General features: G+C 60.0%; 19 protein-coding genes and 1 pseudogene. 7 read left to right on the top strand and 13 right to left on the bottom strand.

Going from position 1 to position 23,753, the window contains the following annotated elements; genetic code table 11:
- Positions 1–8 precede the first annotated feature (8 nt).
- From ubiE to udp, 4 genes are all read right to left on the bottom strand, one after another.
- Positions 9–767, bottom strand: coding sequence for a bifunctional demethylmenaquinone methyltransferase/2-methoxy-6-polyprenyl-1,4-benzoquinol methylase UbiE (gene ubiE, locus JS46_RS19360; RefSeq protein WP_033754641.1), 759 nt, complete (start codon positions 765–767; stop codon positions 9–11).
- A gap of 75 nt (positions 768–842) precedes the next feature.
- Complete coding sequence (gene rmuC, locus JS46_RS19355; RefSeq protein ID WP_033754638.1) at positions 843–2,342, bottom strand: DNA recombination protein RmuC; 1,500 nt, start codon at positions 2,340–2,342, stop codon at positions 843–845.
- A 95-nt stretch (positions 2,343–2,437) separates the two neighbouring features.
- On the bottom strand, positions 2,438–3,706 hold the full coding sequence (locus JS46_RS19350) for a lipopolysaccharide assembly protein LapB (protein WP_033754635.1): 1,269 nt from the start codon (positions 3,704–3,706) through the stop codon (positions 2,438–2,440).
- Positions 3,707–3,769: 63 nt separating this feature from the next.
- A complete protein-coding gene (gene udp / locus JS46_RS19345; RefSeq protein ID WP_033754632.1) occupies positions 3,770–4,525 on the bottom strand; it encodes a uridine phosphorylase in 756 nt (251 codons plus the stop codon).
- Positions 4,526–4,827: 302 nt separating this feature from the next.
- Here udp and JS46_RS19340 point away from each other — a divergent pair, with 302 nt between their 5' ends.
- Positions 4,828–5,655 carry a dienelactone hydrolase family protein gene (locus JS46_RS19340; protein WP_033754629.1) on the top strand — a complete coding sequence of 276 codons (828 nt, stop codon included), beginning with the start codon at positions 4,828–4,830 and terminating at the stop codon, positions 5,653–5,655.
- A gap of 63 nt (positions 5,656–5,718) precedes the next feature.
- On the opposite strand, the gene metE is transcribed toward JS46_RS19340, so the two are convergent.
- On the bottom strand, positions 5,719–7,989 hold the full coding sequence (metE, locus tag JS46_RS19335) for a 5-methyltetrahydropteroyltriglutamate--homocysteine S-methyltransferase (RefSeq protein WP_033754626.1): 2,271 nt from the start codon (positions 7,987–7,989) through the stop codon (positions 5,719–5,721).
- Positions 7,990–8,131: 142 nt separating this feature from the next.
- Here metE and metR point away from each other — a divergent pair, with 142 nt between their 5' ends.
- Together metR and JS46_RS19325 are read left to right on the top strand one after the other, a co-directional pair.
- Positions 8,132–9,058, top strand: coding sequence for an HTH-type transcriptional regulator MetR (metR, locus tag JS46_RS19330; RefSeq protein WP_033754624.1), 927 nt, complete (start codon positions 8,132–8,134; stop codon positions 9,056–9,058).
- Positions 9,059–9,114: 56 nt separating this feature from the next.
- A pseudogene (locus JS46_RS19325) lies at positions 9,115–9,579 on the top strand (DUF1456 family protein); the annotation flags it as partial.
- Positions 9,580–9,759: 180 nt separating this feature from the next.
- Here JS46_RS19325 and JS46_RS19320 read toward each other — a convergent pair.
- Positions 9,760–10,614: a carboxylate/amino acid/amine transporter gene (locus JS46_RS19320; protein WP_033754621.1), complete on the bottom strand. Its 855-nt coding sequence runs from the start codon at positions 10,612–10,614 to the stop codon at positions 9,760–9,762.
- A gap of 318 nt (positions 10,615–10,932) precedes the next feature.
- Here JS46_RS19320 and glpT point away from each other — a divergent pair, with 318 nt between their 5' ends.
- On the top strand, positions 10,933–12,276 hold the full coding sequence (glpT, locus tag JS46_RS19315) for a glycerol-3-phosphate transporter (protein ID WP_033754617.1): 1,344 nt from the start codon (positions 10,933–10,935) through the stop codon (positions 12,274–12,276).
- A gap of 33 nt (positions 12,277–12,309) precedes the next feature.
- On the opposite strand, the gene yigL is transcribed toward glpT, so the two are convergent.
- Together yigL and pldB are read right to left on the bottom strand one after the other, a co-directional pair.
- The gene (gene yigL / locus JS46_RS19310) at positions 12,310–13,110 is read right to left on the bottom strand and encodes a sugar/pyridoxal phosphate phosphatase YigL (protein ID WP_033754614.1); all 801 of its coding nucleotides are present in this window, start codon (positions 13,108–13,110) and stop codon (positions 12,310–12,312) included.
- A gap of 51 nt (positions 13,111–13,161) precedes the next feature.
- Positions 13,162–14,145: a lysophospholipase L2 gene (pldB, locus tag JS46_RS19305; protein ID WP_033754611.1), complete on the bottom strand. Its 984-nt coding sequence runs from the start codon at positions 14,143–14,145 to the stop codon at positions 13,162–13,164.
- A 115-nt stretch (positions 14,146–14,260) separates the two neighbouring features.
- Between pldB and rhtB the strand changes: the two genes are divergently transcribed.
- A complete protein-coding gene (gene rhtB / locus JS46_RS19300) occupies positions 14,261–14,884 on the top strand; it encodes a homoserine/homoserine lactone efflux protein (RefSeq protein ID WP_033754609.1) in 624 nt (207 codons plus the stop codon).
- Between the two features lie 209 nt (positions 14,885–15,093).
- Here rhtB and rhtC read toward each other — a convergent pair whose 3' ends face one another.
- From rhtC to pldA, 3 genes are read right to left on the bottom strand one after another with little or no spacing between them, the layout of a single operon-like run.
- Complete coding sequence (gene rhtC, locus JS46_RS19295; RefSeq protein WP_033754606.1) at positions 15,094–15,717, bottom strand: threonine export protein RhtC; 624 nt, start codon at positions 15,715–15,717, stop codon at positions 15,094–15,096.
- A 12-nt stretch (positions 15,718–15,729) separates the two neighbouring features.
- Positions 15,730–17,559, bottom strand: a complete 1,830-nt coding sequence (recQ, locus tag JS46_RS19290) for an ATP-dependent DNA helicase RecQ (RefSeq protein WP_033754603.1) — start codon at positions 17,557–17,559, stop codon at positions 15,730–15,732.
- 25 nt (positions 17,560–17,584) lie between these two features.
- Positions 17,585–18,457 carry a phospholipase A gene (pldA, locus tag JS46_RS19285; protein ID WP_033754601.1) on the bottom strand — a complete coding sequence of 291 codons (873 nt, stop codon included), beginning with the start codon at positions 18,455–18,457 and terminating at the stop codon, positions 17,585–17,587.
- A gap of 186 nt (positions 18,458–18,643) precedes the next feature.
- On the opposite strand from pldA, the gene JS46_RS19280 reads away from it, so the two are divergent.
- Together JS46_RS19280 and rarD are read left to right on the top strand one after the other, a co-directional pair.
- The gene (locus JS46_RS19280; RefSeq protein ID WP_033754598.1) at positions 18,644–19,114 is read left to right on the top strand and encodes a thioesterase family protein; all 471 of its coding nucleotides are present in this window, start codon (positions 18,644–18,646) and stop codon (positions 19,112–19,114) included.
- A 47-nt stretch (positions 19,115–19,161) separates the two neighbouring features.
- Complete coding sequence (gene rarD, locus JS46_RS19275) at positions 19,162–20,070, top strand: EamA family transporter RarD (RefSeq protein WP_033754595.1); 909 nt, start codon at positions 19,162–19,164, stop codon at positions 20,068–20,070.
- A gap of 249 nt (positions 20,071–20,319) precedes the next feature.
- On the opposite strand, the gene corA is transcribed toward rarD, so the two are convergent.
- Both corA and uvrD read right to left on the bottom strand, forming a co-directional pair.
- Positions 20,320–21,273, bottom strand: coding sequence for a magnesium/cobalt transporter CorA (gene corA, locus JS46_RS19270; RefSeq protein WP_033754593.1), 954 nt, complete (start codon positions 21,271–21,273; stop codon positions 20,320–20,322).
- Between the two features lie 297 nt (positions 21,274–21,570).
- Positions 21,571–23,733 carry a DNA helicase II gene (gene uvrD, locus JS46_RS19265; RefSeq protein ID WP_033754590.1) on the bottom strand — a complete coding sequence of 721 codons (2,163 nt, stop codon included), beginning with the start codon at positions 23,731–23,733 and terminating at the stop codon, positions 21,571–21,573.
- Between the last annotated feature and the right edge of the window lie 20 nt (positions 23,734–23,753).

Below are 23,753 nucleotides of genomic sequence, written 5' to 3'. Positions count from 1 at the left end.
ATATCCGGTTAAAACTTAAATCCACGATGCAGCGCGACGATGCCGCCGGTCATGTTGTAATAAGTGGTGTTCTCGAATCCGGCGTCGTTCATCATCGCCTTCAGGGTCTCCTGATCGGGATGCATGCGGATCGACTCCGCCAGATAGCGGTAGCTTTCGGCGTCCTGCGCCACCAGCTGACCGACGCGCGGCAGAATATGGAACGAATAGGCGTCGTACGCCTTGCTGAGCGGATCGAGCACCGGTTTGGAGAACTCCAGCACCAGCAGGCGTCCGCCCGGCTTAAGCACGCGGAACATCGACGCCAGCGCCTTCTCTTTGTCGGTCACGTTGCGCAGGCCGAAAGAGATGGTGATGCAGTCGAAATAGTTATCCGGGAAGGGCAGCGCTTCGGCGTTGGCCTGTACGTAGCTGACGTTGCCGACCACGCCGAGATTGCGCAGCTTGTCGCGGCCCATTTTCAGCATGGAGCTGTTGATGTCCGCCAGCACCACCTGACCGGTGTCGCCGACCAGACGGGAAAATTTCGCCGTCAAATCGCCGGTGCCGCCCGCCAGATCCAGCACGCGCTGTCCGCGACGCACGCCGCTGCTGTCGATGGTAAAACGCTTCCAGATGCGATGGATGCCAAAGGACATCAGATCGTTCATCAGGTCATATTTCGCCGCTACGGAGTGAAACACGTCCGCGACTTTGTCAGCTTTTTCGCTTTTGGCGACCGTCTGAAAGCCAAAATGGGTAGTTTCCTGCTGTGATTCATCTGCCATCGGTTTTACCTGTTCCACAAACAATACTTCCCGAAGTGTATCAGAGTCAGGGTAGTCAGGCACGCGACGACCCGCTTATTCGTGGAGCCGCCTCACGCGTGCCTCCAGGGTGTCGGTGACGTCGTCAGGCGTCTCCTCGTCGTCCCATGCCTTTTCCGGCATCGCCTGCTCGACTAACTGCGGATTGATTGAGCGTTTAACTTCAACGCCCAGGGATTTAAACGCCTCGCTCTGCGCGATCAGGTTGCCGCGCCCTTCCGCCAGCTTTTTCATCGCCTCGCGGTAGCTGTTGTGCGCCTTATCCAGATTATGGCCGATGCCGCTCATATCATCGACGAACAGCCGCATCTTGTCATAGAGGCGCGCCGCGCGGTCGGCGATGCGCTGCGCATTGCGGCTCTGATGCTCATAGCGCCACAGGTTGTTAATGGTGCGCAGCGCCACCAGCAGCGTCGTCGGGCTCACCAGCATGATGTTCTGCTGTAGCGCCTCGCTGATCAACTCCGGCTGGCGGTCGATTGCCAGCAAAAAGGCCGGCTCGACCGGAATGAACATCAACACATAATCGAGCGAGCGTAAACCGGCCAGTTGTTGATAATCTTTACGGCTCAGCAGGCGAATATGGCTGCGCACCGCGGCGACATGCTCCTGAAGCGCCTGCTCGCGCATCACGTCATCTTCCGCGTTGAAGTAGCGCTCGTAGGCCACCAGCGTCATCTTGGCGTCGACCACCACGTCTTTGCCCTGCGGCAGACGTACGATCACATCCGGTTGCATTCTACCCTGCTGTTCCGACTGCAAACTGACCTGCGTCTGATACTCATGGCCTTCGCGCAGGCCTGACGCCTCCAGCACGCGGCTCAGCACCACTTCGCCCCAGTTGCCCTGAATCTTATTGTCGCCTTTCAGCGCTTTGGTGAGGTTGATCGCCTCCTGCGCCATCTGCGCATTCAGCTGCTGTAGCTGGCGGATTTCGTGCGCCAGCGTGTGACGCTCGCGCGCCTCCTGGCCGAAGCTGTCATGCACCTGACGACGAAAGCCGTCCAGCTGCTCGCGCAGCGGAGCGATCAGGCTGTTCAGGCTCTGGCGGTTCTGCTCGTCGACGCGGCGGCCGCTGTTTTCGAAGATGCGGTTGGCGAGATTTTCGAACTGCGCGCTGAGGCGCTGCTCGCTGCTGGTGAGCAGGCGCTGCTTCTCTTCGGCGGCGAAGCGCGTCTCTTCAAGGCGGATGGTTACCTCGCGCAGTTCGGCCTCCTGCGCGCTGTTGACCTCTAGCTGGTTGCGCAGCTCGCGGTTGAGCTGCTCGCATTCGCCGCGCCAGTAATCGAGCTGTTGCAGCCGCTCCTGCGCGCCGCTCAGCGCGCCGTGCAGCTGGCGCAGCTCCTGTTCGCGCTGCTGCAGCTGCTGCTGCAGCTGTTCAAGCTGCTGCTGCTGACGCTGCTGCGTCTCCTGCTGCAAACGCCGTTCGGTGGCAAAGCTGGCGGCCTGATGGCCGGCGCGCAGCTGTGCCAGCATCCAGCCGATGCCCAGTCCGGCGAGCGCCAGACAGGCGCTGATAATAATCTGCTGATCCATGATTCCCTCGCGACGCGCATTGCTCGGGAAAAGGTAAAGTCGGCCTGTATGAATGTCCAGACTATTTTAGGGCGGTTTTCAACCCAGAGCAGGCGCTACAGCGCTTTGACCTGCAGCTCGCCCGCTTTCCACGCGTCGGTGAGAAAAAACGGCATCGGCATTAGCCATTCATCCCCTTTTACCCGCGCCGGATAAACAAAGACGTTGCCGCCCCAGGTGAGCTCCACGGACTGCGTCTCCCCCTCTTTCACCGTCGCCTTGCCCGCCATGCTGGCGAAGCCGGCGTTGCTGCCGACGTGGAAGTTCTCCATGCGCCAGCGCACCGGCGCGTGCGGCGGCCAGGGCTGCGCCTGATGAAAATGAAAAATCTCATCGTGGCTCAGCAGGCTTTCGCGCACCGTCGGCCACAGCGCGGCCTTCAGGAAATATTGATCGGTAAAGCGCGCGTTGCCGCTGTAGCGGGCGATAAAGTCGCGCATCGCCTGCGCCATGTTGCTAAAGACGCCGTTGCAGCCGCCCCACATGCCCGCCAGCAGCAGCTCGGTATGGGAAAAGTAGTCGCGCATATGGTGGAACCAGTACGGCGAGGCGAGCCAGGCGTCGACCGCCGCCGCTTCGCGCTCCGACAGCAGCGAGTCGGCGTCGCGGATAATAAAGCGTTTGACGCCGGGATCGTCCATCACCAGAAAACGCCACAGCGTCGGGTAGATCGCCTTTTCCTGCGACATATCGATCAGCTCGACGTGCGGCTGGTTGAGACGCTGCCACACGTGCTGCGGCACGCTCTGATCGAGATAAATACGGCAGCGCCAGCCGGGATAGAGTTGCTGCGCCACCTCGACGTTTTTAATCAGGGTTTCGCAGTAGCGCGGCTGACCGCCGTAGAGGCTGAAGGCGATTACGTTCTGTTCGGGTTTCGTCAGATCGATCGGTTCCGGCCGCGCCGCCGGAAAGGGGTAACGCTGACCCTGACGAAAACGCGCGTCTGCGCCGTTCAGCGCTTCCAGGCCATATTTCGCCAGCTCCTCTCGCTTGCCCATCCAGCCGCACAGCTCCGCCAGTCCATCCAGCCAGGTTTCCGAAGCGGTCGCGCGCACGGCGGGCGGCGCCTGATAGATTTTCTGATAGACGCGGTAAGATTTGCTGTAGTGGCCGAGCCGTAGCAGACAGAGCGCGTAGTCACTCAGCACCTGCATCTGATTGGGCATGATGCGCAGCACCTCTTCGCAGCAGCTGGCGGCGGCGGCGTAATCCTGCTGCGCCATATGCTGGCGAAAGCGCGCGGCGGCGTTTTCAAGGCGCGCCTGCATGGCGGCGGGAGAAGCGGTTAAGGCGGATTTCTGTCGTGGCGGCGTGTGGCGCATCGGGCGATCCTCGCTTTTGCTGTAAAGAGCAGAGGCAGCGCGCAGAGGCGCTGCCTGAAAGCGTTATAACAAACGGCGCGCCGCTTCGACCACAATTTTTACCGCATCGCTCTCGGTCTGCTTCATGGCGGCCGCATCCGGGATCTCTTTCTGGGTACGGTTGACGATGACGCCCGCTACCATGCCCGCACGCAGCCCCTGGCTGGCGCACATCGTCAGCAGCGTGGCAGACTCCATCTCATAGTTAAGCACGCCCATCTGCTGCCACTCCTTCATCGAGCCCTGAAAGCGGCTGACCACGCGGCCGGAGAAGGTGTCGTAACGCTCCTGACCTGGATAGAAGGTGTCGGACGACGCGGTAACGCCGATATGGGTAGTCGCGCCACTCGCTTCTGCTGCTGCAACCAGCGCAGTGGTGCAGGCGAAATCTGCTACGGCGGGAAATTCCAGCGGCGCGAAGTGCTGGCTGGCGCCGTCGAGGCGCACCGCGCCGGTGGTGACCAGCACGTCGCCGACGTTAATATGCGGCTGAATAGCGCCGGTGGTGCCGACGCGCAGGAAGGTGCGCACGCCAAGCTGCGCCAGCTCCTCTACCGCGATAGAGGTCGACGGGCCGCCGATGCCGGTAGAGCAAACGACGACAGGCTTGCCGTCCAGCTTCGCCAGCCATGAGGTGAATTCCCGGTGCGACGCCAGCGGCTGAGCGTCCGCCATCAGTCCGGCAATTTTCTTTACGCGCTCCGGGTCGCCGGGAACGATAGCCAGGGTCGCGCCCTGCAGATCGGCTTTGGTCAGGCCAAGGTGGAAAACGTCAGACATAGCAAACTCCTGAACAGGGAAGTGAAGCGCGCCACTCTACGTCAGCGCAGCGCAAATTTGTGTGATAACAATCACTATCAAAAATGAATGTTACATTTTACATAGGTAACAATGCGATCTTGGTCACATAACCAAGCCATTCAGAACGCCATTGCTACAAGCTGTGTGCGTCGGGCTTCGCAGCAATGTTAAAGAGGAGAGTGTTTTTGCTTGCTCCCTACTCTGTTCCCGGTCTCTGGTCCAGACGTCATCTGGCCAGGCTATAGTTACGTGATTGCGCTACTGCCAGCACGGAGAAAAAAATGAAAACCGAAGACAATATGGCACAAAAATCATCGACGGGCGGTTTTGCACCTGCAGTACAGCCGACCGCCTCAACCACGATTCATACCGACAGCCAGGATATTCAGGCGGGCGAAACCTCGGTGCCGAGCCAGGGCGAAAATATGCCCGCTTACTACGCCAGACCGAAAGAGGCGAACGGTCCGCTGCCGGTGGTGCTGGTGGTGCAGGAGATCTTTGGCGTGCACGAGCATATTCGCGATATCTGCCGTCGGCTGGCGCTGGAGGGCTATCTGGCCGTGGCGCCGGAACTCTATTTCCGCGAAGGCGACCCGAATGATTACAACGATATCCCTACCCTGTTTAGCGAGCTGGTCAGCAAAGTGCCGGACAGCCAGGTGCTTTCCGATCTCGACCACGCCGCCAACTGGGCCGGCCGCAACGGCGGCGATATCCGTCGCATGGGCATTACCGGCTTCTGCTGGGGCGGCCGCATCAGCTGGCTTTACGCCGCGCACAATCCGCAGCTGCGCGCTGCCGTCGCCTGGTATGGTCGCCTCATCGGCGAGAAAACCATGAAGCAGCAAAAGCATCCGATCGATATCGCCGTAGATTTAGGCGCGCCGGTGCTGGGCCTCTACGGCGGCCAGGACGATGGCATTCCGCTGGAGAGCGTGGAGCAGATGCGTCAGGCGCTGCACGCCGCTAACGCCAAGGCGGAGATTGTTGTCTATCCCGACGCGGGCCACGCCTTCAACGCCGACTATCGTCCGAGCTATCACGCCGAATCGGCGCAGGATGGCTGGGCGCGTATGCTGACGTGGTTTAAGCAGTTCGGCGTCGTCTGATTAAGCACGTAATAAAAAAGGGGCGCCGCAGCGCCCCATCCTCAATAGCAACACATCCTAAACTCAGGCGTTTTCGCCGCGCAGTTTCTTCGCCGCCTCCACCATATTCGCCAGCGCCTGACGGGTTTCCGTCCAGCCGCGCGTTTTCAGGCCGCAGTCCGGGTTGACCCACAGACGCGCTTTCGGGATGCACAGCGCCGCTTTACGCAGCAGATTCTCTATCCACTCGACGCTCGGCACGTTCGGCGAGTGAATATCGTAAACGCCGGGGCCGATTTCGTTCGGATACTCAAATGCCTTAAAGGCTTCCAGCAGATCCATATCGGAACGCGAGGTTTCGATGGTGATGACGTCGGCATCCAGCGCCGCGATGGACGCCATGATGTCGTTGAATTCGCAATAGCACATGTGGGTGTGGATCTGGGTGTCGTCTTTCGCCACCGCGGCGTTAAGGCGGAAGGCGTCGACCGCCCACTTCAGGTAGGCGGCCCAGTCGGACTGGTGCAGCGGCAGGCCTTCGCGCAACGCCGGCTCGTCAATCTGGATAATGCCGATGCCGGCCGCTTCGAGATCCGCGACCTCGTCGCGCAGCGCCAGCGCGATTTGCTTCGCGATGGTTTCGCGCGACACGTCCTCGCGCGGGAAAGACCAGCAGAGAATGGTTACCGGGCCGGTCAGCATCCCTTTCACCGGCTTGCTGGTCAGCGACTGCGCATAGGTCGCCCACTTCACGGTAATCGGCCGCGGGCGGCTGACGTCGCCGATAATCACCGGCGGCTTGACGCAGCGCGAGCCGTAACTCTGCACCCAGCCGTTCTGGGTGAAGACGAAACCCTCCAGGTTTTCGCCGAAATACTCCACCATATCGTTACGCTCCGCTTCGCCGTGCACCAGCACGTCGAGGCCCAGACGCTCCTGTTCGGCGATCGCCTGTTTGATATGCTGCGCGATGCCGGTGCGGTAGCTGGCGCCGTCGATATTGCCTTTTTTGAAATCGAGCCGCAGGCCGCGGATCTCGGTGGTCTGCGGGAAGGAGCCGATAGTGGTGGTCGGCCAGGCCGGCAGATTAAAGCGGCTGCGCTGCGCGCGGGCGCGGACGGCGTAAGCACTGGCGCGCTCGGTATCCTGCGCGGAGATCGCCGCCAGACGCCTGCCGACCGCCGCGTTGTGCACGCGGCTGGAGTGGGCGCGATGGCGAACTGGCGCGCTCCAGGCCTCCAGCGAGGCCGCGTCGTGATGGTTGAGCGCGTCGCTTAACAGCTTCAGTTCGCCGCATTTTTGCAGCGCGAAGGCGAACCAGCTTTTTACTTCGTCATCGAGGCGGGTCTCTGCGCGCAGATCGATCGGGCTATGCAGCAGCGAACAAGAGGTGCCGACCCACAGCAGGCGACGCTGGCCAATCAACGGCTGTAGGCGTTCGAACCAGCGGCTCAGGTCGGCGCGCCATACGTTGCGGCCGTTGATAACGCCAAGCGACAGCAGCCACGCCGCCGGCAACTGCTGGTGTAGCTGCGCGAGGTCGTCGCGGCCGTGCACCAGATCGACATGCAGCCCCTGCACCGGCAGCGCGCGAATAACATCAAGGTTCTGGCCGATGCTGTCGAAATAGGTGGTCAGCAGCAGCTTCACGTTGCCCTGCAGCGCCTGGTAAGCGGGCCTGAACGCTTCGCGCCACGCCTGCGGCAGCTCCAGCGACAGCGCCGGCTCGTCAATCTGCACCCACTCGACGTCGCGTTTTTTCAGCTCGGCCAGCACCTGCTGGTAAACCGGCAGAATATCATTCAGCAGCGACAGGCGGTCGAACGGCTCGCCTTTAACTTTGCCCAGCCAGATATAGGTCACCGGGCCGAGCAGCACCGGCTTCACCTTGTGGCCCAGCGCCAGCGCTTCGTCCACTTCGTCCAGCAGCTGGGTCCAGGCGAGTTTAAATGTCTGGCCTTTTGTGAACTCCGGCACGATGTAGTGATAGTTGGTGTTAAACCATTTGGTCATCTCGGCGGCGGCGGCCGGTTCGCCGGTCGGCGCCCGACCGCGCGCAATGCGAAACAGCGTATCGAGGTCGACGGTGTCGTCTTGATTCTGATGGCGCGCCGGAACGTTGCCCAGCATCAGGCTGGTGGTCAGCACATGATCGTACCAGGCGAAGTCGCCCACCGGCAGCAGATCCACGCCCGCCTCTTTCTGCTGCTGCCAGTGGCGGGCGCGCAGTTCGCGTCCGGCGGCCAGCAGCTCTTGCTGAGTCGCTTTGCCCGCCCAGTAGCTCTCCTGCGCCTTTTTCAGTTCGCGACGCAGGCCGACGCGGGGAAAGCCGAGGCTGTGGTTCAGAATGGTCATATGCTGTTCTCCCGATAATTTCTCTTTGGCTTCGTCTGGCAGCCAAAGATGTTTAGCCGTCCAGATGTTTACACCGCTATATTCTGCGGGTAGTGTATGTTCCTCAAGCGCAAATTGTTCAATCTCCATGTGAAGGACGCTCATGATCGAACTTAAGCACCTGCGGACGCTTCAGGCTCTGCGTAATACCGGCTCGCTGGCCGCCGCCGCCGCGCAGCTTCACCAGACGCAATCCGCGTTGTCGCATCAGTTCAGCGATCTCGAGCAGCGGCTGGGATTCCGCCTGTTCGTACGCAAAAGCCAGCCACTGCGCTTCACGCCGCAGGGCGAAATTCTGTTGCAGCTGGCGGAGCAGGTGCTGCCGCAAATCCAGCAGGCACTGCAGGCGTGCCACGAGCCTTATCAGGTGACGCTGCGCATCGCCATTGAGTGCCACAGCTGCATTCAGTGGCTGACGCCGGCGCTGGACAACTTTCGTCAGAGCTGGCCGCAGGTGGTGATGGATTTTAAATCGGGCGTGACCTTCGATCCGCAGCCTGCGCTGCAGCAGGGCGAGCTGGACGTAGTGCTGACTTCCGATATCCTGCCGCGCAGCGGCCTGCACTACACGCCGATGTTCGACTTCGAAGTGCGCCTGGTGCTGGCGCCCGATCATCCGCTGGCGCAGGTCGAGCGCATTACCCCCGAGGACCTGGCGCAGGAGGTGTTGATGATCTATCCGGTGCAGCGCCAGCGGCTGGATATCTGGCGACACTTTCTTCAGCCGGCAGGCGTCAGCCCGGCCTTGAAGAGCGTCGACAACACGCTGCTGCTGATTCAGATGGTGGCGGCGCGCATGGGCATCGCCGCGCTGCCGCACTGGGTAGTAGAGAGCTTTGAAAAGCAGGGATTAATCGTGACGAAAACCCTGGGCGAAGGGCTGTGGAGTCGCCTTTATGCCGCCGTGCGCGACGGCGAGCAGCGTCAGCCGGTGCTGGAAGCCTTTACCCGCTTCGCGCGGCAGCACGCCTGCGAACACCTGCCTTTCGTGCGCGACGCGGCGCTTCCTGGCGCGATTTTGCAACGCTGAACCGCAAATTCCCCTATAATGCGCAGCCTGTTAAACGACCATGAGAAAATCTCACCATGACCAATAACGATATTTTGCGCAGCGTGCGCTTTATGCTGAATTTAAGCGATGCCAAAGTGGTGGAGATTTTCGCACTGACCGACTGTGAAGTCGCGCTGAGCGACGTGCAGGCCTGGCTGAAAAAAGAGGACGACGCCGCGTTTAAACCGCTGCCGGACGTGCTGATGGGCTATTTTCTCAACGGCCTGATTTTCTTCCGTCGCGGCAAAAGCGAAGAGATGCCAGCGCCCTCGATCGAGCGCCGCATGAACAACAACATTTTTATGAAAAAACTGCGTATCGCGTTCGATCTGAAAACCACCGATATTCCGGCGGTGCTGGAAAAGGCGAACTTTTCGGTTTCTCAGGCGGAAATCGGCGCCATCTTCCGCAAGCCGGATCATAAAAACTACCGCGAATGCGGCGATCAGATTATGCGCAACTTTTTAAAGGGCCTGACCATGACGCTGCGCCCGACGCAGCCGGCGAAAAGCGCGCCGTCGCAGGCCACGAAAACCAGCCCGACCCAGGCAGCGAAATCCGCCCCGTCAAAGACGGCGAAACCTCGCCCGGCCCAGCCGCCGAAAGACAAAAAATAGTAGCGCCGCTTAGCGCGACAGCCATCAGGGCGGCAATCGCCGTCCTGATGACTTATATGCGCCTCAGCGACTGCGTATCACCCAGCGCTTATGCACGTATAGCGAGGCGAAAATCACCAGCGCGCCGGCGATAAAACTGGGCCAGTGCGGCTTCTGCTGCCAGATTGCCAGATTTACCAGCAGCCCCGCCGGGACATGCATATTGTTCATAATGCCCAGCGTGCCCGCATCCACCTGGGTGGCGCCGTAGTTCCACATAAAGTAGCCCAGCCCTGACGCCGCCACGCCCAGCCAGACCAGAATGCCCCACTGCAGCGAGGTGGTCGGCAGTTTCGCCGGGTTGCCCCACAGGCACCAGGCGATAATCGCAATCAGCACCGCGCCGAGATAAAACCAGGAAAAGGCGGTGTGCTGCGGCATCGGCCGGGTTTCCTGCAGCCGTTTATAGCCCACCATACCCACGGCAAAGCAGATATTCGCCAGCTGTACCAGCAGCAGGCCGAACCAGAAATGATCGCTAACCTTGTCGTAGCGAATAATCGCCGCGCCCGCCACCGCCAGCAGCGCGCTGAAGGCGTAGCCGATGCGCAGCGGACGCTTGCTGATCACATCATAAATCAGGGTGACGTAGAGCGGCGTCATGACGGTGAATAGCAGGAACTCCGAGACGCTGAGGTAGAGATAGGCTTCGAAGCTAATCAGGTACATGATGCCGAGCTGCAGCATCCCTACCAGCATATAGAGCAGCAGCGTCGATGGACGATAGCCGCGCCAGCGCAGAAAAGGCAAAAACACCAGCGCCGCCAGCGCCAGACGCATCAAAACGGAGAACCAGGAATCCACCTGCCCCGCCAGATATTCTCCAATCAGGCTGAAGGAAAACGCCCAAAGAATAGTGGTAACGATCAGTAACAGCACAGCTTCGATCCTGCAAAAAAAGAGAGGCGGCTAGTTTAATCAATGTGCTGCGGCGACGCGGCGCTTTCTGGTTGACAAGCGCTCACTAAATCATCGCTCAGTTCGGGCCTGGATGAATATTTTATAAGCGATGCGCGAATAACACCACTTTGTGAAATTAACCTGCCGTTATTGTCATAAAAGTGTAACAAATGTGTCAACTATCACAGCTGCCATGCGCGAAAAGCGCCAGAATAGACGCGAAAAGGAACATCGCGGCGACCTCTGGAACGCACCGCGCATTTCCATTACAACGACAATACGCCTGGGAGGGCAGCTATGCTGAGCATCTTTAAACCCGCACCGCATCGACCGCAGGTGGCGGAAGATCAGGTTGATCCTTTATATCGCCGCCTGCGCTGGCAGATCTTCTTCGGTATCTTCTTTGGCTACGCCGCCTACTATCTGGTACGCAAAAACTTCGCGCTGGCGATGCCCTATCTGGTCGAGCAGGGCTTTTCGCGCGGCGACCTCGGCTTTGCGCTTTCCGGCATCTCGATTGCGTACGGCTTCTCAAAATTTATTATGGGTTCGGTCTCAGATCGCTCGAATCCGCGCGTGTTCCTGCCTGCCGGACTGATCCTCGCCGCCGCGGTAATGCTGTTTATGGGCTTCGTGCCCTGGGCAACCTCCAGCATTATGGTGATGTTCGCGCTGCTGTTTGCCTGCGGCTGGTTTCAGGGTATGGGCTGGCCGCCCTGCGGGCGCACCATGGTGCACTGGTGGTCGCAGAAAGAGCGCGGCGGCATCGTTTCGGTGTGGAACTGCGCGCATAACGTCGGCGGCGGCCTGCCGCCGCTGCTGTTCCTGCTCGGCATGGCCTGGTTCAACGACTGGAAAGCGGCGCTCTATATGCCCGCTTTCGCCGCCATCGCCGTGGCGCTGATCGCCTTCGCGCTGATGCGCGATACGCCGCAGTCCTGCGGATTGCCGCCTATTGAGGCGTACAAGCACGACTATCCGCCGGACTACAGCGCCACGCACGAAGAGGAGCTGACGGCGAAGCAGATCTTCACCCAGTATGTGCTGCCCAACAAGCTGCTGTGGTATATCGCGCTGGCGAACGTCTTCGTCTACCTGCTGCGCTACGGCATTCTCGACTGGTCGCCCACCTACCTGAAAGAGGTGAAGCACTTCACGCTGGATAAATCTTCCTGGGCCTACTTCCTGTACGAATACGCCGGCATTCCCGGCACGCTGCTGTGCGGCTGGATGTCGGACAAGGTGTTTAAGGGGAATCGCGGCGCGACCGGCGTCTTCTTTATGACGCTGGTGACCATCGCCACGGTAGTCTACTGGTTTAACCCGGCGGGCAATCCCGGCGTGGATATGGCCTGCATGATTATCATCGGCTTTCTGATTTACGGTCCGGTGATGCTGATCGGCCTGCATGCGCTGGAGCTGGCGCCGAAAAAAGCGGCGGGCACCGCCGCAGGCTTTACCGGCCTGTTCGGCTATCTTGGCGGTTCGGTCGCAGCCAGCGCCATCGTCGGCTATACCGTCGATTTCTTCGGCTGGAACGGCGGTTTTCTGGTAATGGTGGTAGGCTGCGTGCTGGCGGTGATCCTGCTGCTGTTGACCATGATTAACGAACGCAAGCACAAGCAGCAGCTGGCGTCATAAAGAAAGAGGCCGGCATCGCGCCGGCCTCTTGCGTCAGGATAAAAACAGCGTGCGCAGCGTATGCGGCACGGCATCATCCGCATTGCTGCCGATCACTTCCAGATCCGGCAGCGTATCCTTTAACCGCTGGTGGGCGTTGCGCATAATGCAGCCCTTGCCCGCCATGCTCAGCATCTCTACGTCGTTCATGCCGTCGCCGAAGGCGATGCACGCCTTGAGCGAGTGCCCCAGCTGTTTCGCCACCGCTTCCAGCGCATGCCCCTTCGACACCCCGCCCGCCATCACCTCCAGACAGGTCGGCAGCGAAAAGCTGACGTTCACGCGATCGCCCCATCGCGCCTGCAGCGCCAGTTCGAGCGGGATCAGCGCCTCGGGATCGTCGCTGGTGAAAAAGACCTTGCTGATATTGTCGCCCGGCAGCATGCCTGGCTCATAGACCTGATATGTGAATACCGACTCGCGGAAATAGTCCTGCTCCGCCGGATGGGTGCGGCTCATAAACCATTCGTCATCGCGATAGACGTGCGTCAGGATGGCGGGATTAGCGTAGTGCAGCTCGTAAAGCTCCAGCGCGATATCTTCGTCGAGGTTATGGCTGAACACCAGCTCGCCCTCGGCGTTGTGCACGCGCGCGCCGTTAGAGGTGATCATATAAGCGGGAATGCCCAGCTTGTCGCGCATCTGCCCTACGTCGATATAATGACGGCCGGTGGCGAAAACAAAGTGGATCTCGCGCGCCACCAGCTGTTGCAGAATATCGTGGGCGTAAGGCGTTAGCCGATGTTCAGGAGAGAGCAGCGTGCCATCCAGATCGGATGCGACGATTTGAAACATGAAAACCTCAGGTATTGTTATAGGCCGTAGCCGGTAAGATAATTTTTCGAATCAGGGATGCGCCTCGAAGAAATCGATCAGCGCATTCAGCGCTTCGGCGCGCATGCCATCTTTTTCAAACAGAATTTCGTGGCGCGCCTCTTTGATGACGCGCGTCTCGCAAGGATGGCCCGCCTGCGCCATCGCCGCGCAAAAAAGATCCTGCGAACGGTTGTCCACCACGCGATCCTCGCCCGCCTGCAGCAGCAAAAGCGGCGTGGTAATGGTGCTGGCCAGGCTCAGGATATTGCGCCCGGCGTGAATGCCTTCGCGCACCCAGTGATAGGTCGGTCCGCCGACGCGGATAGCGGGATCGTCAGCGTAAAAACGCAGGCTGCGGCGATAGCGCTCCGCGCTGTGCGTCAGGCGATTGATGCCGAACGGATGCGCGCGCCAGCGTCCGGTGCCGAGCGCATAGCCATCGCGTATAGCCGGGCGCTTCTCCGCCCAGTCGAGGATACGGTTCGCCAGGAAAGAGGGCATCGGCAGCGCGATGCCGAACATCGGCGCCACCAGCGTCACGGCATGAAACGCCTGCGGCTGGCGCGCCAGAAACAGCGTCAGGATGGCGCCGCCCATCGAATGCGCCAGCGCGTAGCGGTGCTGGTAGTGCCCGCCGACAATCTCTTTCAGATAGAGCGTCTCTAAGTCGTCGACGTAGTGCGTGAACTCTACTACATGACCGCGATGGGTATCCTGCAGCAGCCGGTCGGATCGTCCCTGCCCGCGATGGTCGAGGATCACCACGTCAAAGCCGCAGTGAAACAGGTCGTACGCCAGTTCGGGGTATTTGACGTAGCTTTCGATGCGCCCAGGCACGATAAGAATCACGCGCTTATGGTGCGGCGCGGCGAAGCGCACATAGCGCAGCGTGACGTTTTCCACGCCGACGAATTCACGCTCTTCGCGCCGGTGCCAGAAGTCGAGCAGCGGACCGTGCGCAAAGGCGGCAAAGGCTTTTTCCCGGTTGAGCCAGCTCGCTTTATGTCGTTCCATCAATCCCCCTGCAGACGCGCGACAGGCCTGTCGCGAGCCGCGCATGCGGCCCGTAGCGTCACGCTTGTTTCTGGCGTATTGTGTCATATTTCCGCCCAGACAGGGAGCGCAACCCATGACCACTGAATGGTGGCTGACTTACCTTCTCACCACCACTATCCTCAGCCTTTCGCCCGGTTCCGGCGCGATTAATACCATGAGCACCGGCATCAGCCACGGCTATCGCGGCGCAGCGGCCTCGATCAGCGGCCTGCAGCTTGGCCTGGCGATCCATATCGTGCTGGTGGGGATCGGGCTGGGCGCGCTCTTTTCCCAGTCGCTGCTGGCGTTTGAAGTGTTGAAATGGGCGGGCGCGGCCTATCTGGTGTGGCTCGGCATTCAGCAGTGGCGCTCTGCGGGCGCCATCGATCTCGATGCGGTGGCCAAAGCAACGCCGCGCCGCCGCCTGTTCAAGCGCGCGGTGCTGGTGAACCTGACCAATCCGAAAAGCATCGTGTTTCTCGCCGCGCTGTTTCCGCAGTTTATCCTGCCGCACCAGCCGCAGGCGATGCAGTACCTGGTGCTGGGCGCCACCACTATTGTCGTCGATATTATCGTGATGATCGGCTACGCCACGCTGGCGACGCGCATTGCGGCCTGGATTAAAGGGCCAAAGCAGATGAAGCTGCTGAACCGTATCTTTGGCGGACTGTTTATGGCGGTCGGCGCGCTGTTAGCCAGCGCCAGAAGAATAGCCTGAAGAGCACGCCGATGTTTAGAGCCGTCGGCGGCGCAGCCAGATTGCGGGCGGACAGTGCGCTCTAACGAAAAAGAATAAGCGCACCGATGCTTAAGGCCGTCGGTGTCGCAGCCAGTTCGGTGCCGGCCAGCGCGCAGTCACCGGAGCGTACTACAGTACGTGAGGATGACGAGCACTGCCCGGTGCCGAAATGGCAAGTAAACCAGGCCTTAACGAGTAAGGATGAGGTGGATGCCGAAACCGGCGAATAAAACTCCCGCCACGCCATCGACCCACTTCGCCGCGCGCTGATACTTATCGCGCATCCACGGCAGCGCGAAAATCGCCGCCACCAGCGTAAACCAGGCAAAGGTCTCGCCGACGATCAGCAGAAACAAGCCCCAACGCTCCAGCGCGCCGACGTCGTTGCCGACGAACAGCGAGAAGACGCTGCCGAAATAGATAATCGCTTTCGGGTTAGAGAGATTGGTGAGAAAGCCTTTAAGAAAGCTTCTGCCCTTTTTCGGCAGTTCCACCACCGGCGCATCCTGTACCGGCTGCTTATGGCGCTGACGCGCCGAGCTGAGCAGCTGCCAGCCCATCCACAGCAGATAGAGACCGCCGCCGACCATAATGATCTGATGCAGCCACGCCATCTTCTCCAGGATCAGGTGCAGCCCCATCAGCGCGACGCCCGCCCAGATAACGATCCCCAGCGTAATGCCGAGCACGCCCATCATCGCCTCTTTGCGCGAGCGGCTGGCGGCGGTTTGCGAAACAAAAAAGAAGTCCGGGCCGGGACTCATCAACGCGACCAGATGCACCAGCGCGACCGTGGCAAATAACATCAGCATAGGTAGTGTCCTTTACTCTTCATCATCAAGATGCTCTTTGATCATCACCAGGAAGGGTTTGCCAAAGCGCTCCAGTTTGCGGTGGCCGACGCCGTTGACGCTCAGCATTTCCGACGCCGTTACCGGCATCTGCTCCGCCATCTCAATCAGCGTGGCGTCGTTAAACACCACGTAAGGCGGGATATTCTCTTCGTCGGCAATCGCTTTACGCAGCTTGCGCAGCTTGGCGAACAGCTTGCGATCGTAATTGCCGCCGTAAATTTTCGGCGAGCTGCTGCTTTTCGGCTTCGCCGCATTAAGACGCGGTACCGCCAGCATCAGCGGCACTTCGCCGCGCAGCACCGGACGCGCCGCTTCCGTCAGCTGCAGCGCGGAGTGCATGGCGATATTCTGCGTCACCAGCCCAAGGTGGATAAGCTGACGCAGCACGCTGACCCAGTGCTCGTGGCTCTGCTCGCGGCCGATGCCGTAAACCGGCATTTTGTCATGGCCCTGGTCGCGGATGCGCTGGTTGTTGGCACCGCGCAGCACCTCGACCACATAGCCCATGCCGAAACGCTGCCCGACGCGATAGATGCAGGAGAGCGCTTTCTGCGCTTCCACCAGGCCATCGTAACGCTTGGGCGGATCGAGACAGATGTCGCAGTTGTCGCACGGCTGCTGACGTCCTTCGCCGAAATAGTTCAGCAGCACCAGACGTCGGCAGGTTTGCGCTTCGGCGAAGGCGCCCATGGCGTTGAGCTTATGGCGTTCGATATCCTGCAGCGGGCCGGGCGCTTTCTCTTCCAGACATTTGCGCAGCCACGCCATATCCGCCGGGTCGTAGAGCATCATCGCTTCGGCCGGCAGCCCGTCGCGTCCGGCGCGGCCGGTTTCCTGATAATAGGATTCGATATTGCGCGGTATGTCGAAGTGCACCACGAAGCGCACGTTGGGCTTGTTGATGCCCATGCCGAACGCCACCGTCGCGACCACGATCTGCAGATCGTCGCGCTGAAACGCCTCCTGCACGCGTGCACGCTGCGCGCTGTCGATGCCGGCATGATAGGCGCCGACGCTCAGCCCGCGGCTCTGCAGACGCGCGGCGGTGTCTTCCACCTTCGCGCGGCTGTTGCAGTAGATGATGCCGCTTTTGCCGCGCTGATCCTGAACGTAGCGCAGCAGCTGCTCGGTGGGCTTGAACTTCTCCACCAGCGTATAGCGAATGTTAGGACGGTCGAAGCTGCTGATCTGAATCAGCGGGTCCTGCATATCCAGCAGGTGAACGATGTCGTTGCGCGTGGTTTCGTCGGCGGTGGCGGTCAGCGCCATTACCGGCAGCTGCGGGAACCGCTGACGCAGCTGCCCCAGCGCACCATATTCGGGACGGAAGTCGTGGCCCCACTGCGAGATACAGTGCGCTTCGTCGACCGCCAGCATCGCAGGCTGCCAGTGCGCCAGGCTCTCGAGGAAGTTATCCATCATCAGACGTTCAGGCGCGATATAGAGCAGCTTCACGCGGCCGGTGCGGCAATCCGCCATCACCTGCTGCTGCTGCTCGCGCGTCATGGTGGAGTTGAGGCACGCCGCCGCGACGCCGTTCGCCAGCAGCTGATCCACCTGATCTTTCATCAGCGAAATCAGCGGCGACACCACCAGCGTCAGGCCTTCCTGCACCAGCGCGGGGATCTGATAACAGAGCGATTTGCCGCCGCCGGTGGGCATAACGACCAGACAATCCCGTCCGCTCAGCGCCGCATTAATGATGGTTTGCTGACCGGGACGAAAATGCTGATAGCCGAAGGTATCCTGCAATACCTGCTGCGCCAGCGCTTCCTGATTATGTACTACCGAGATTGCCACTGTATTCCTGTTGTTTTCCGGAGAGTCAGAACAGATCGTTCAGCATGACGCCGACGCCGAGACGCGTCTGACGATGGTTATAGTCGATAAGCGACTCGCCATAACCGCTAAACACCTGGGTATAGAAACGAACGTGTTCGCTGATCGGATAGCTCCAGCCCAGCGTCGCGCCGCCAAAGCCGGTATTCCAGTTGTAGTTGCCTTCCACGCTGAAGATATTCTCGCCGGCGACATAACCCAGCTTCAGACGGTAATAGCCCATATATTTGGTGATATCCGGGTTATCGTCTTCGCTGTCCGGTATGCGGTACCAGGGTTTGACTTCGGCGAGGAAGTTGCCGTTCTGCGCCATCAGGCGCGCATAGACGCGGTTCCAGCTGCGCGAAGTCGGGTCGCTGCGGCCGTTGGACTGGTGGTTAAAGCCCACTTCCACATCGCGCAGCGTCCAGCCGGCGAAGTCGTAATCCGTGGCCCAGCCAAGGAAAATCTGCGGCTCGTAGTTGGTCTCGCGAAACGGCGACGACTCGCCGCGGTTCGACAGCTGCCACCAGGAACGCTGCGTATAGGAGGCGGCCAGCACGGAGTTGTCACCCAGAATACCGCGCCACAGCGGAAATGCCAGACTGAGCTGAAATTTCACTTCATCTTTGCGCGCGTTGTCTGCCCAGTTATAGGAGGAAATCGCCTCTTTATTGATGTCGCTGGTGTAGGTATAGAGCAGATAGTTGCTCTCATACGGATAGAGCACAAACGGATTGTCGTGCTTCTCCAGCAGGTTGGCGATAATGCTGCCGCGCACCTGAGGCGTATCGTGGACCTCTTTAACGGTGGCTTCCTCTGCCTGCGCGAGCGCAGGGAGTAACAGGGCGGCTGCTAACAAGGCGCGATGCTTGCGCATAACTTTCTCCGATGAAGGCTGCGTGTCAAATGAATGGGGAGTCATAAAAAGGAGGCCATTCTACACGCAAAAGGCGGTGAAGATGAGCGCTGATTTCCGAAACTGGAAACCCTCTCGCGCGCGGCTTAGAATACACAACTCGTTAACATTTTACGCCGTTAAAGGCGTATTTGCAGGATTGCCGCTATGTCATCACTGCTGCTGTCTCAGCAGGAAGCCCGTCAGATGGTGGGCGAAATTTTTGTTTACCATATGCCCTTCAATCAGGCGCTCGGCCTGGAGCTGGATCGGCTGGAGAGCGACTATGCCGAAATCAGCTTCGCCAGCAAAACTATGCTGATCGGCAACGCGGCGCAGCAGATCCTGCACGGCGGCGTTATCGCCTCGGTGCTGGACGTCGCCGCCGGAATGGTCTGCGTCAGCAACGCCCTGACGCGCGCGGAGAGCATCAGCGAGGAGGAGCTGCGTCAGCGCCTGTCGCGCATGGGCACCATTGATATGCGCGTCGATTATCTGCGGCCCGGCCGCGGCGAGCGCTTTACCGCCACCAGCAGCCTGCTGCGCGCCGGAAACAAGGTGGCGGTGGCGCGCGTCGAGCTGCATAACCAGCAGGGCGACTATATTGCCACGGCGACGGCGACCTATTTGATTGGTTAATCGCGGACGCCGTGCGAAAATCGACTTTTTCCGGACGCTTTCTCTCTATGGATACGCAACAAACTCGCCAGGGCATTGGCTTCGCGCTCGGCGCCTACTTTATCTGGGGCATCGCCCCAGCCTATTTCAAGCTGGTTAAAACCGTTCCGCCGACGGAGATCATGACGCACCGCGTTATCTGGTCGGCGCTTTTTATGCTGGTGCTGATTAGCCTGAGCCGCAGCTGGTCACAGGTGCGCAGCGTGCTGGCGCAGCCGAAGAAGGTGCTGCTGCTGGCGCTGACCGCCGTGACGATCGGCGGCAACTGGCTGCTGTTTATCTGGGCGGTGAATAACCAGCATATGCTCGAAGCGAGCCTCGGCTACTTTATTAACCCGCTGATTAACGTGGTGCTCGGCATGCTGTTTCTGCGCGAGCGCTTTCGACGGCTGCAGTGGCTGGCGGTGCTGCTGGCGGCCATCGGCGTGCTGGTGCAGCTGTGGCAGTTCGGCTCGGTGCCGCTGATCGCGCTCGGCCTGGCGCTGAGCTTCGCCTTTTACGGACTGGTGCGCAAAAAGATTCAGGTCGATGCGCAGAGCGGCATGCTGATTGAGACGCTGTGGCTGTTTCCGCTGGCGGCGATCTATCTCTTTGGCGTGGCTGACACGCCGACCAGTCATCTGAGCGCTAACCCGCTGAGCCTGAACCTGAAGCTGGTGGCGGCGGGCATCGTGACGACGATTCCGCTGATGCTGTTTGCCGCCGCCTGCACGCGGCTGCGCCTCTCTACCGTCGGCTTTTTCCAGTATCTCGGCCCGACGCTGATGTTCCTGCTGGCGGTGCTGTTTTACGGCGAGACTATTACGCCCGACAAGATGGTGACATTCGCCTTTATCTGGCTGGCGCTGGCGGTGTTTATTTTTGATGCGGTGGTGGCGACGCTGCGTAGTCGACGCGCGATAAAGCGGACTGCTTAGTCCGTTAGTTTAGTGCCTGCGCGCATGGCCTGGCCCGATCGCAAAGTCCATGGCATCCCTGCTCGCTCGGCCCGCGCGTATACGCACCTCATCCCTGAGGTGCGCCCGTGTCCGGGCCAACGCTTTGCGTTGTTCAAAAACGCTCCCGGCGTTTTTGTCCTTGTCGCGGGACGCTTTGCTCTTCGGGCCAGGCCATTCGCTAGTTAACGTCTCTGCGGCCTGTAAGATTAGGCCGTGCGGTTTGAGACGTTACAGCCAGTTCTTGCGTTTGAAATAGAGATAAGGCGCCAGGCCGGCGAGGATCATCAAACCAATCGCCGCCGGATAACCAAAGCTCCACTTCAGCTCCGGCATAAACTCGAAGTTCATCCCATAGCTGGAGGCCACCAGCGTCGGCGGCAGAAACACCACCGACACCACCGAGAAGATCTTGATAATGCGGTTCTGCTCGATGTTGATAAAGCCCATTGCCGCCTGCATCAGGAAGTTCACCTTCTGAAACAGCGATTCGTTATGCGGCAGCAGCGACTCGATATCGCGCAGGATCTCGCGCGCCTGCTCCAGCTGGTTGTTCGGCAGCCGCGCCTTGCGCACCAGGAAATTGAGCGCGCGCTGGGTATCCATCAAGCAGAGCCGCACCTTCCAGCCGATATCTTCCAGCTCGGCGAGACGCGACAGCGCCTGGTCATACTCTTCGCCCTGCTGCCCTTCCATAATCACGCGGCTGAGCTTCTCCAGCGCGCTATAGATATTCTCGATCTCATCCGCCAGCTGTTCGATTTTGGTTTCGAACAGATCCAGCAGCAGCTCAAAGGCGTTGCCGTCGATCAGCGTTTGATTGCGGGCGCGCATGCGGTAAAGGCGAAATGCGGGCAGCTCGCGTTCGCGCAGAGTATAAAGCCGCCCTTCGCGAATGGTGAAAGCCACGGTAGAGTTGCCGGCGTGATCTTCCGCATCTTCATAAAAGAAGAAAGAGTGAATATGCAGACCGTCTTCATCTTCGAAAAAACGCGCCGAGGCTTCGATATCCTCCAGCTCGGGACGCGTCGCCAGGCTTTGCCCCAGCTCGCTCTGCACGCGGTCGCGCTCGCCCTCTTCCGGCTCGATCAGATCGACCCACACCGAGGTGGTCAGTTTGTCGTTTTCGTCTTCCAGCTCCAGACGCGTCAGGCGGCTGCGATCCAGTTTAAATGCGCTCAGCATAGCAATACTCCCCATTGCAGACTAAATGGGACAAGGCCGTTGGCCGATCGGCCACGGCAACGCCTGAACACGGAAACGCTCGTTCAAAAGGTGAATCAGTGCTGACTCGTGCGACGGGATAAAAAAGGGAGGTCGCTGATAACCGCTAAGGCTACCCGCTAAAAGAGGAAGCCTTAGATGTTATTCCTGGTAACCAGGTGACTGAGCCAGCATCGACTGGGCGTATCCAAGGCTTTGTCCTCTCTTGATAATAGTGCGCGCATGTTACGCTGAGACGAAAAAGTCGTCAACCGATGACTAAGCGGTTTCCAGCTTCGCATAGGCGGCCACCAGCCACTTGATGCCCTGGCCCTGAAACGCCACCTGCACGCGGCTGTGCTCGCCGCTGCCTTCCAGGTTGATGATGGTGCCTTCGCCGAATTTCGCATGCTTCACGCGCTGGCCCAGCGAAAAACCGCTGTCGCTTTTCGAGATCGGCGCGCCCATGCGCTGATGGCTGACCGGCCGGCTGACGCTGGCGCGCAGGCGCACCTCTTCGATGCACTCCTCCGGCAGCTCGCCGATAAAGCGCGACGGGCGGTGATAAACCTCTTTGCCGTAGAGCCGCCGCGACTCGGCGTAGGTCAGCGTCAGCTTCAGCATGGCGCGCGTCACGCCGACATAGGCAAGACGCCGCTCCTCTTCCAGACGGCCGCCTTCATCAATCGACATCTGGCTTGGGAACATCCCCTCTTCCATGCCGACGATAAAGACCTGGCTAAACTCCAGACCCTTCGCCGAGTGCAGCGTCATCAGCTGCACCGCATCCTGCCACTTATCGGCCTGGCCTTCGCCCGCTTCCAGCGCCGCATGCGACAGGAACGCCTGCAGCGGCATCAGATCTTCATCTTCGTCCTGGTAGCTGAACTGGCGCGTCGCCGTCACCAGTTCCTCAAGGTTTTCGATACGCGCCTGGCCCTTTTCGCCTTTCTCCTGCTCATACATCACCCACAGGCCGGAATCTTTGATGACGCGGTCGGTCTGCACATGCAGCGGCATCTCGGCAGTTTCGCTCGCCAGCGAATCGACCAGCTCGCAGAAGCGCTGGAGCGCAGAGGCCGCGCGCCCCGCCAGCGCTTTGGTTTGCAGCAGTTCGCGCGTCGCCTGCCACAGCGTCATCTGGCGTTCGCGGGCGGTCTGACGCACCACGTCGAGCGTACGATCGCCCACGCCGCGCGTCGGCGTATTCACCACGCGCTCAAAGGCGGCATCGTCGTTGCGGTTGGCGATCAGGCGCAGATAGGCGAGCGCGTCTTTGATCTCCTGGCGTTCGAAGAAGCGCATGCCGCCGTAAATGCGATAGGGCATGCTGCTCTGCAGCAGCGCCTCTTCCAGCACGCGCGACTGGGCGTTGCTGCGGTAGAGAATGGCGCAATCCTGCAGGGCGTTGCCGTTCTCCTGCCAGGTTTTGATGCGGTTGACCACAAAGCGCGCTTCGTCGAGCTCGTTAAAGGCGCAATAGATCGAAATAGGATCGCCGTCGCTACCGTCGGTCCACAGCTCTTTGCCGAGACGGCCGTTGTTGTTGGCGATCAGGGCGTTGGCCGACTTCAGGATATTGTTAGTAGAGCGGTAGTTCTGCTCAAGGCGAATAGTTTCCGCCGCCGGAAAATCCTGCAGGAAGCGCTGAATGTTCTCGACCTGCGCGCCGCGCCAGCCGTAGATCGACTGATCGTCGTCGCCGACGATGATTACCCGGCCGCTGTCGCCCGCCAGCATGCGGATCCAGGCGTACTGGATGTTGTTGGTGTCCTGAAACTCATCCACCAGAATATTGCTGAAGCGTTCGCGATAGTGGTTGAGAATATGCGGCTTGTGCAGCCACAGCTCATGGGCGCGCAGCAGCAGCTCGGCGAAATCGACCAGTCCGGCGCGGTCGCACGCTTCCTGATACGCCTGATAGATGCGCAGCCAGGTCTGCTCCACCGGATTGCCGTAGCTTTCGATATGTTTCGGGCGCAGCCCTTCATCTTTTTTGCCATTGATGTACCACATGCCCTGACGCGCAGGCCACTGCTTCTCATCCAGGTTCATCGCCTTAATCAGGCGCTTCAGCAGGCGCAGCTGATCTTCGCTGTCGAGGATCTGGAAATCCTGCGGCAGGCCAGCGTCAAGATGGTGCGCGCGCAGCAGGCGATGGGCGAGACCGTGGAAGGTGCCGATCCACATGCCGCCCTGGCTGGTGCCGATTAGCTGCTCGATACGGTGACGCATCTCCGCCGCCGCTTTGTTGGTAAAGGTCACCGCCATAATTGAATAGGGCGAGCAGTTCTCTACCGAGAGCAGCCAGGCGATGCGGTGCACCAGGACGCGCGTTTTTCCGCTGCCCGCGCCTGCCAGCACCAGCAGGTTGCCGCGCGGCGCCGCCACGGCTTCGCGCTGTTTGTCATTCAAACCGTTGAGCAGATCAGAAACGTCCATAGGCACCGTTCACTAAAGAA

The sequence above is a fragment of the Pantoea sp. NGS-ED-1003 genome, assembly GCF_000738765.1.
GTDB lineage: Bacteria > Pseudomonadota > Gammaproteobacteria > Enterobacterales > Enterobacteriaceae > Pantoea > Pantoea septica.
The sequence above is the reverse complement of the archived record's forward strand: the minus strand, read 5'-3'. Positions and strand labels throughout refer to the sequence as shown.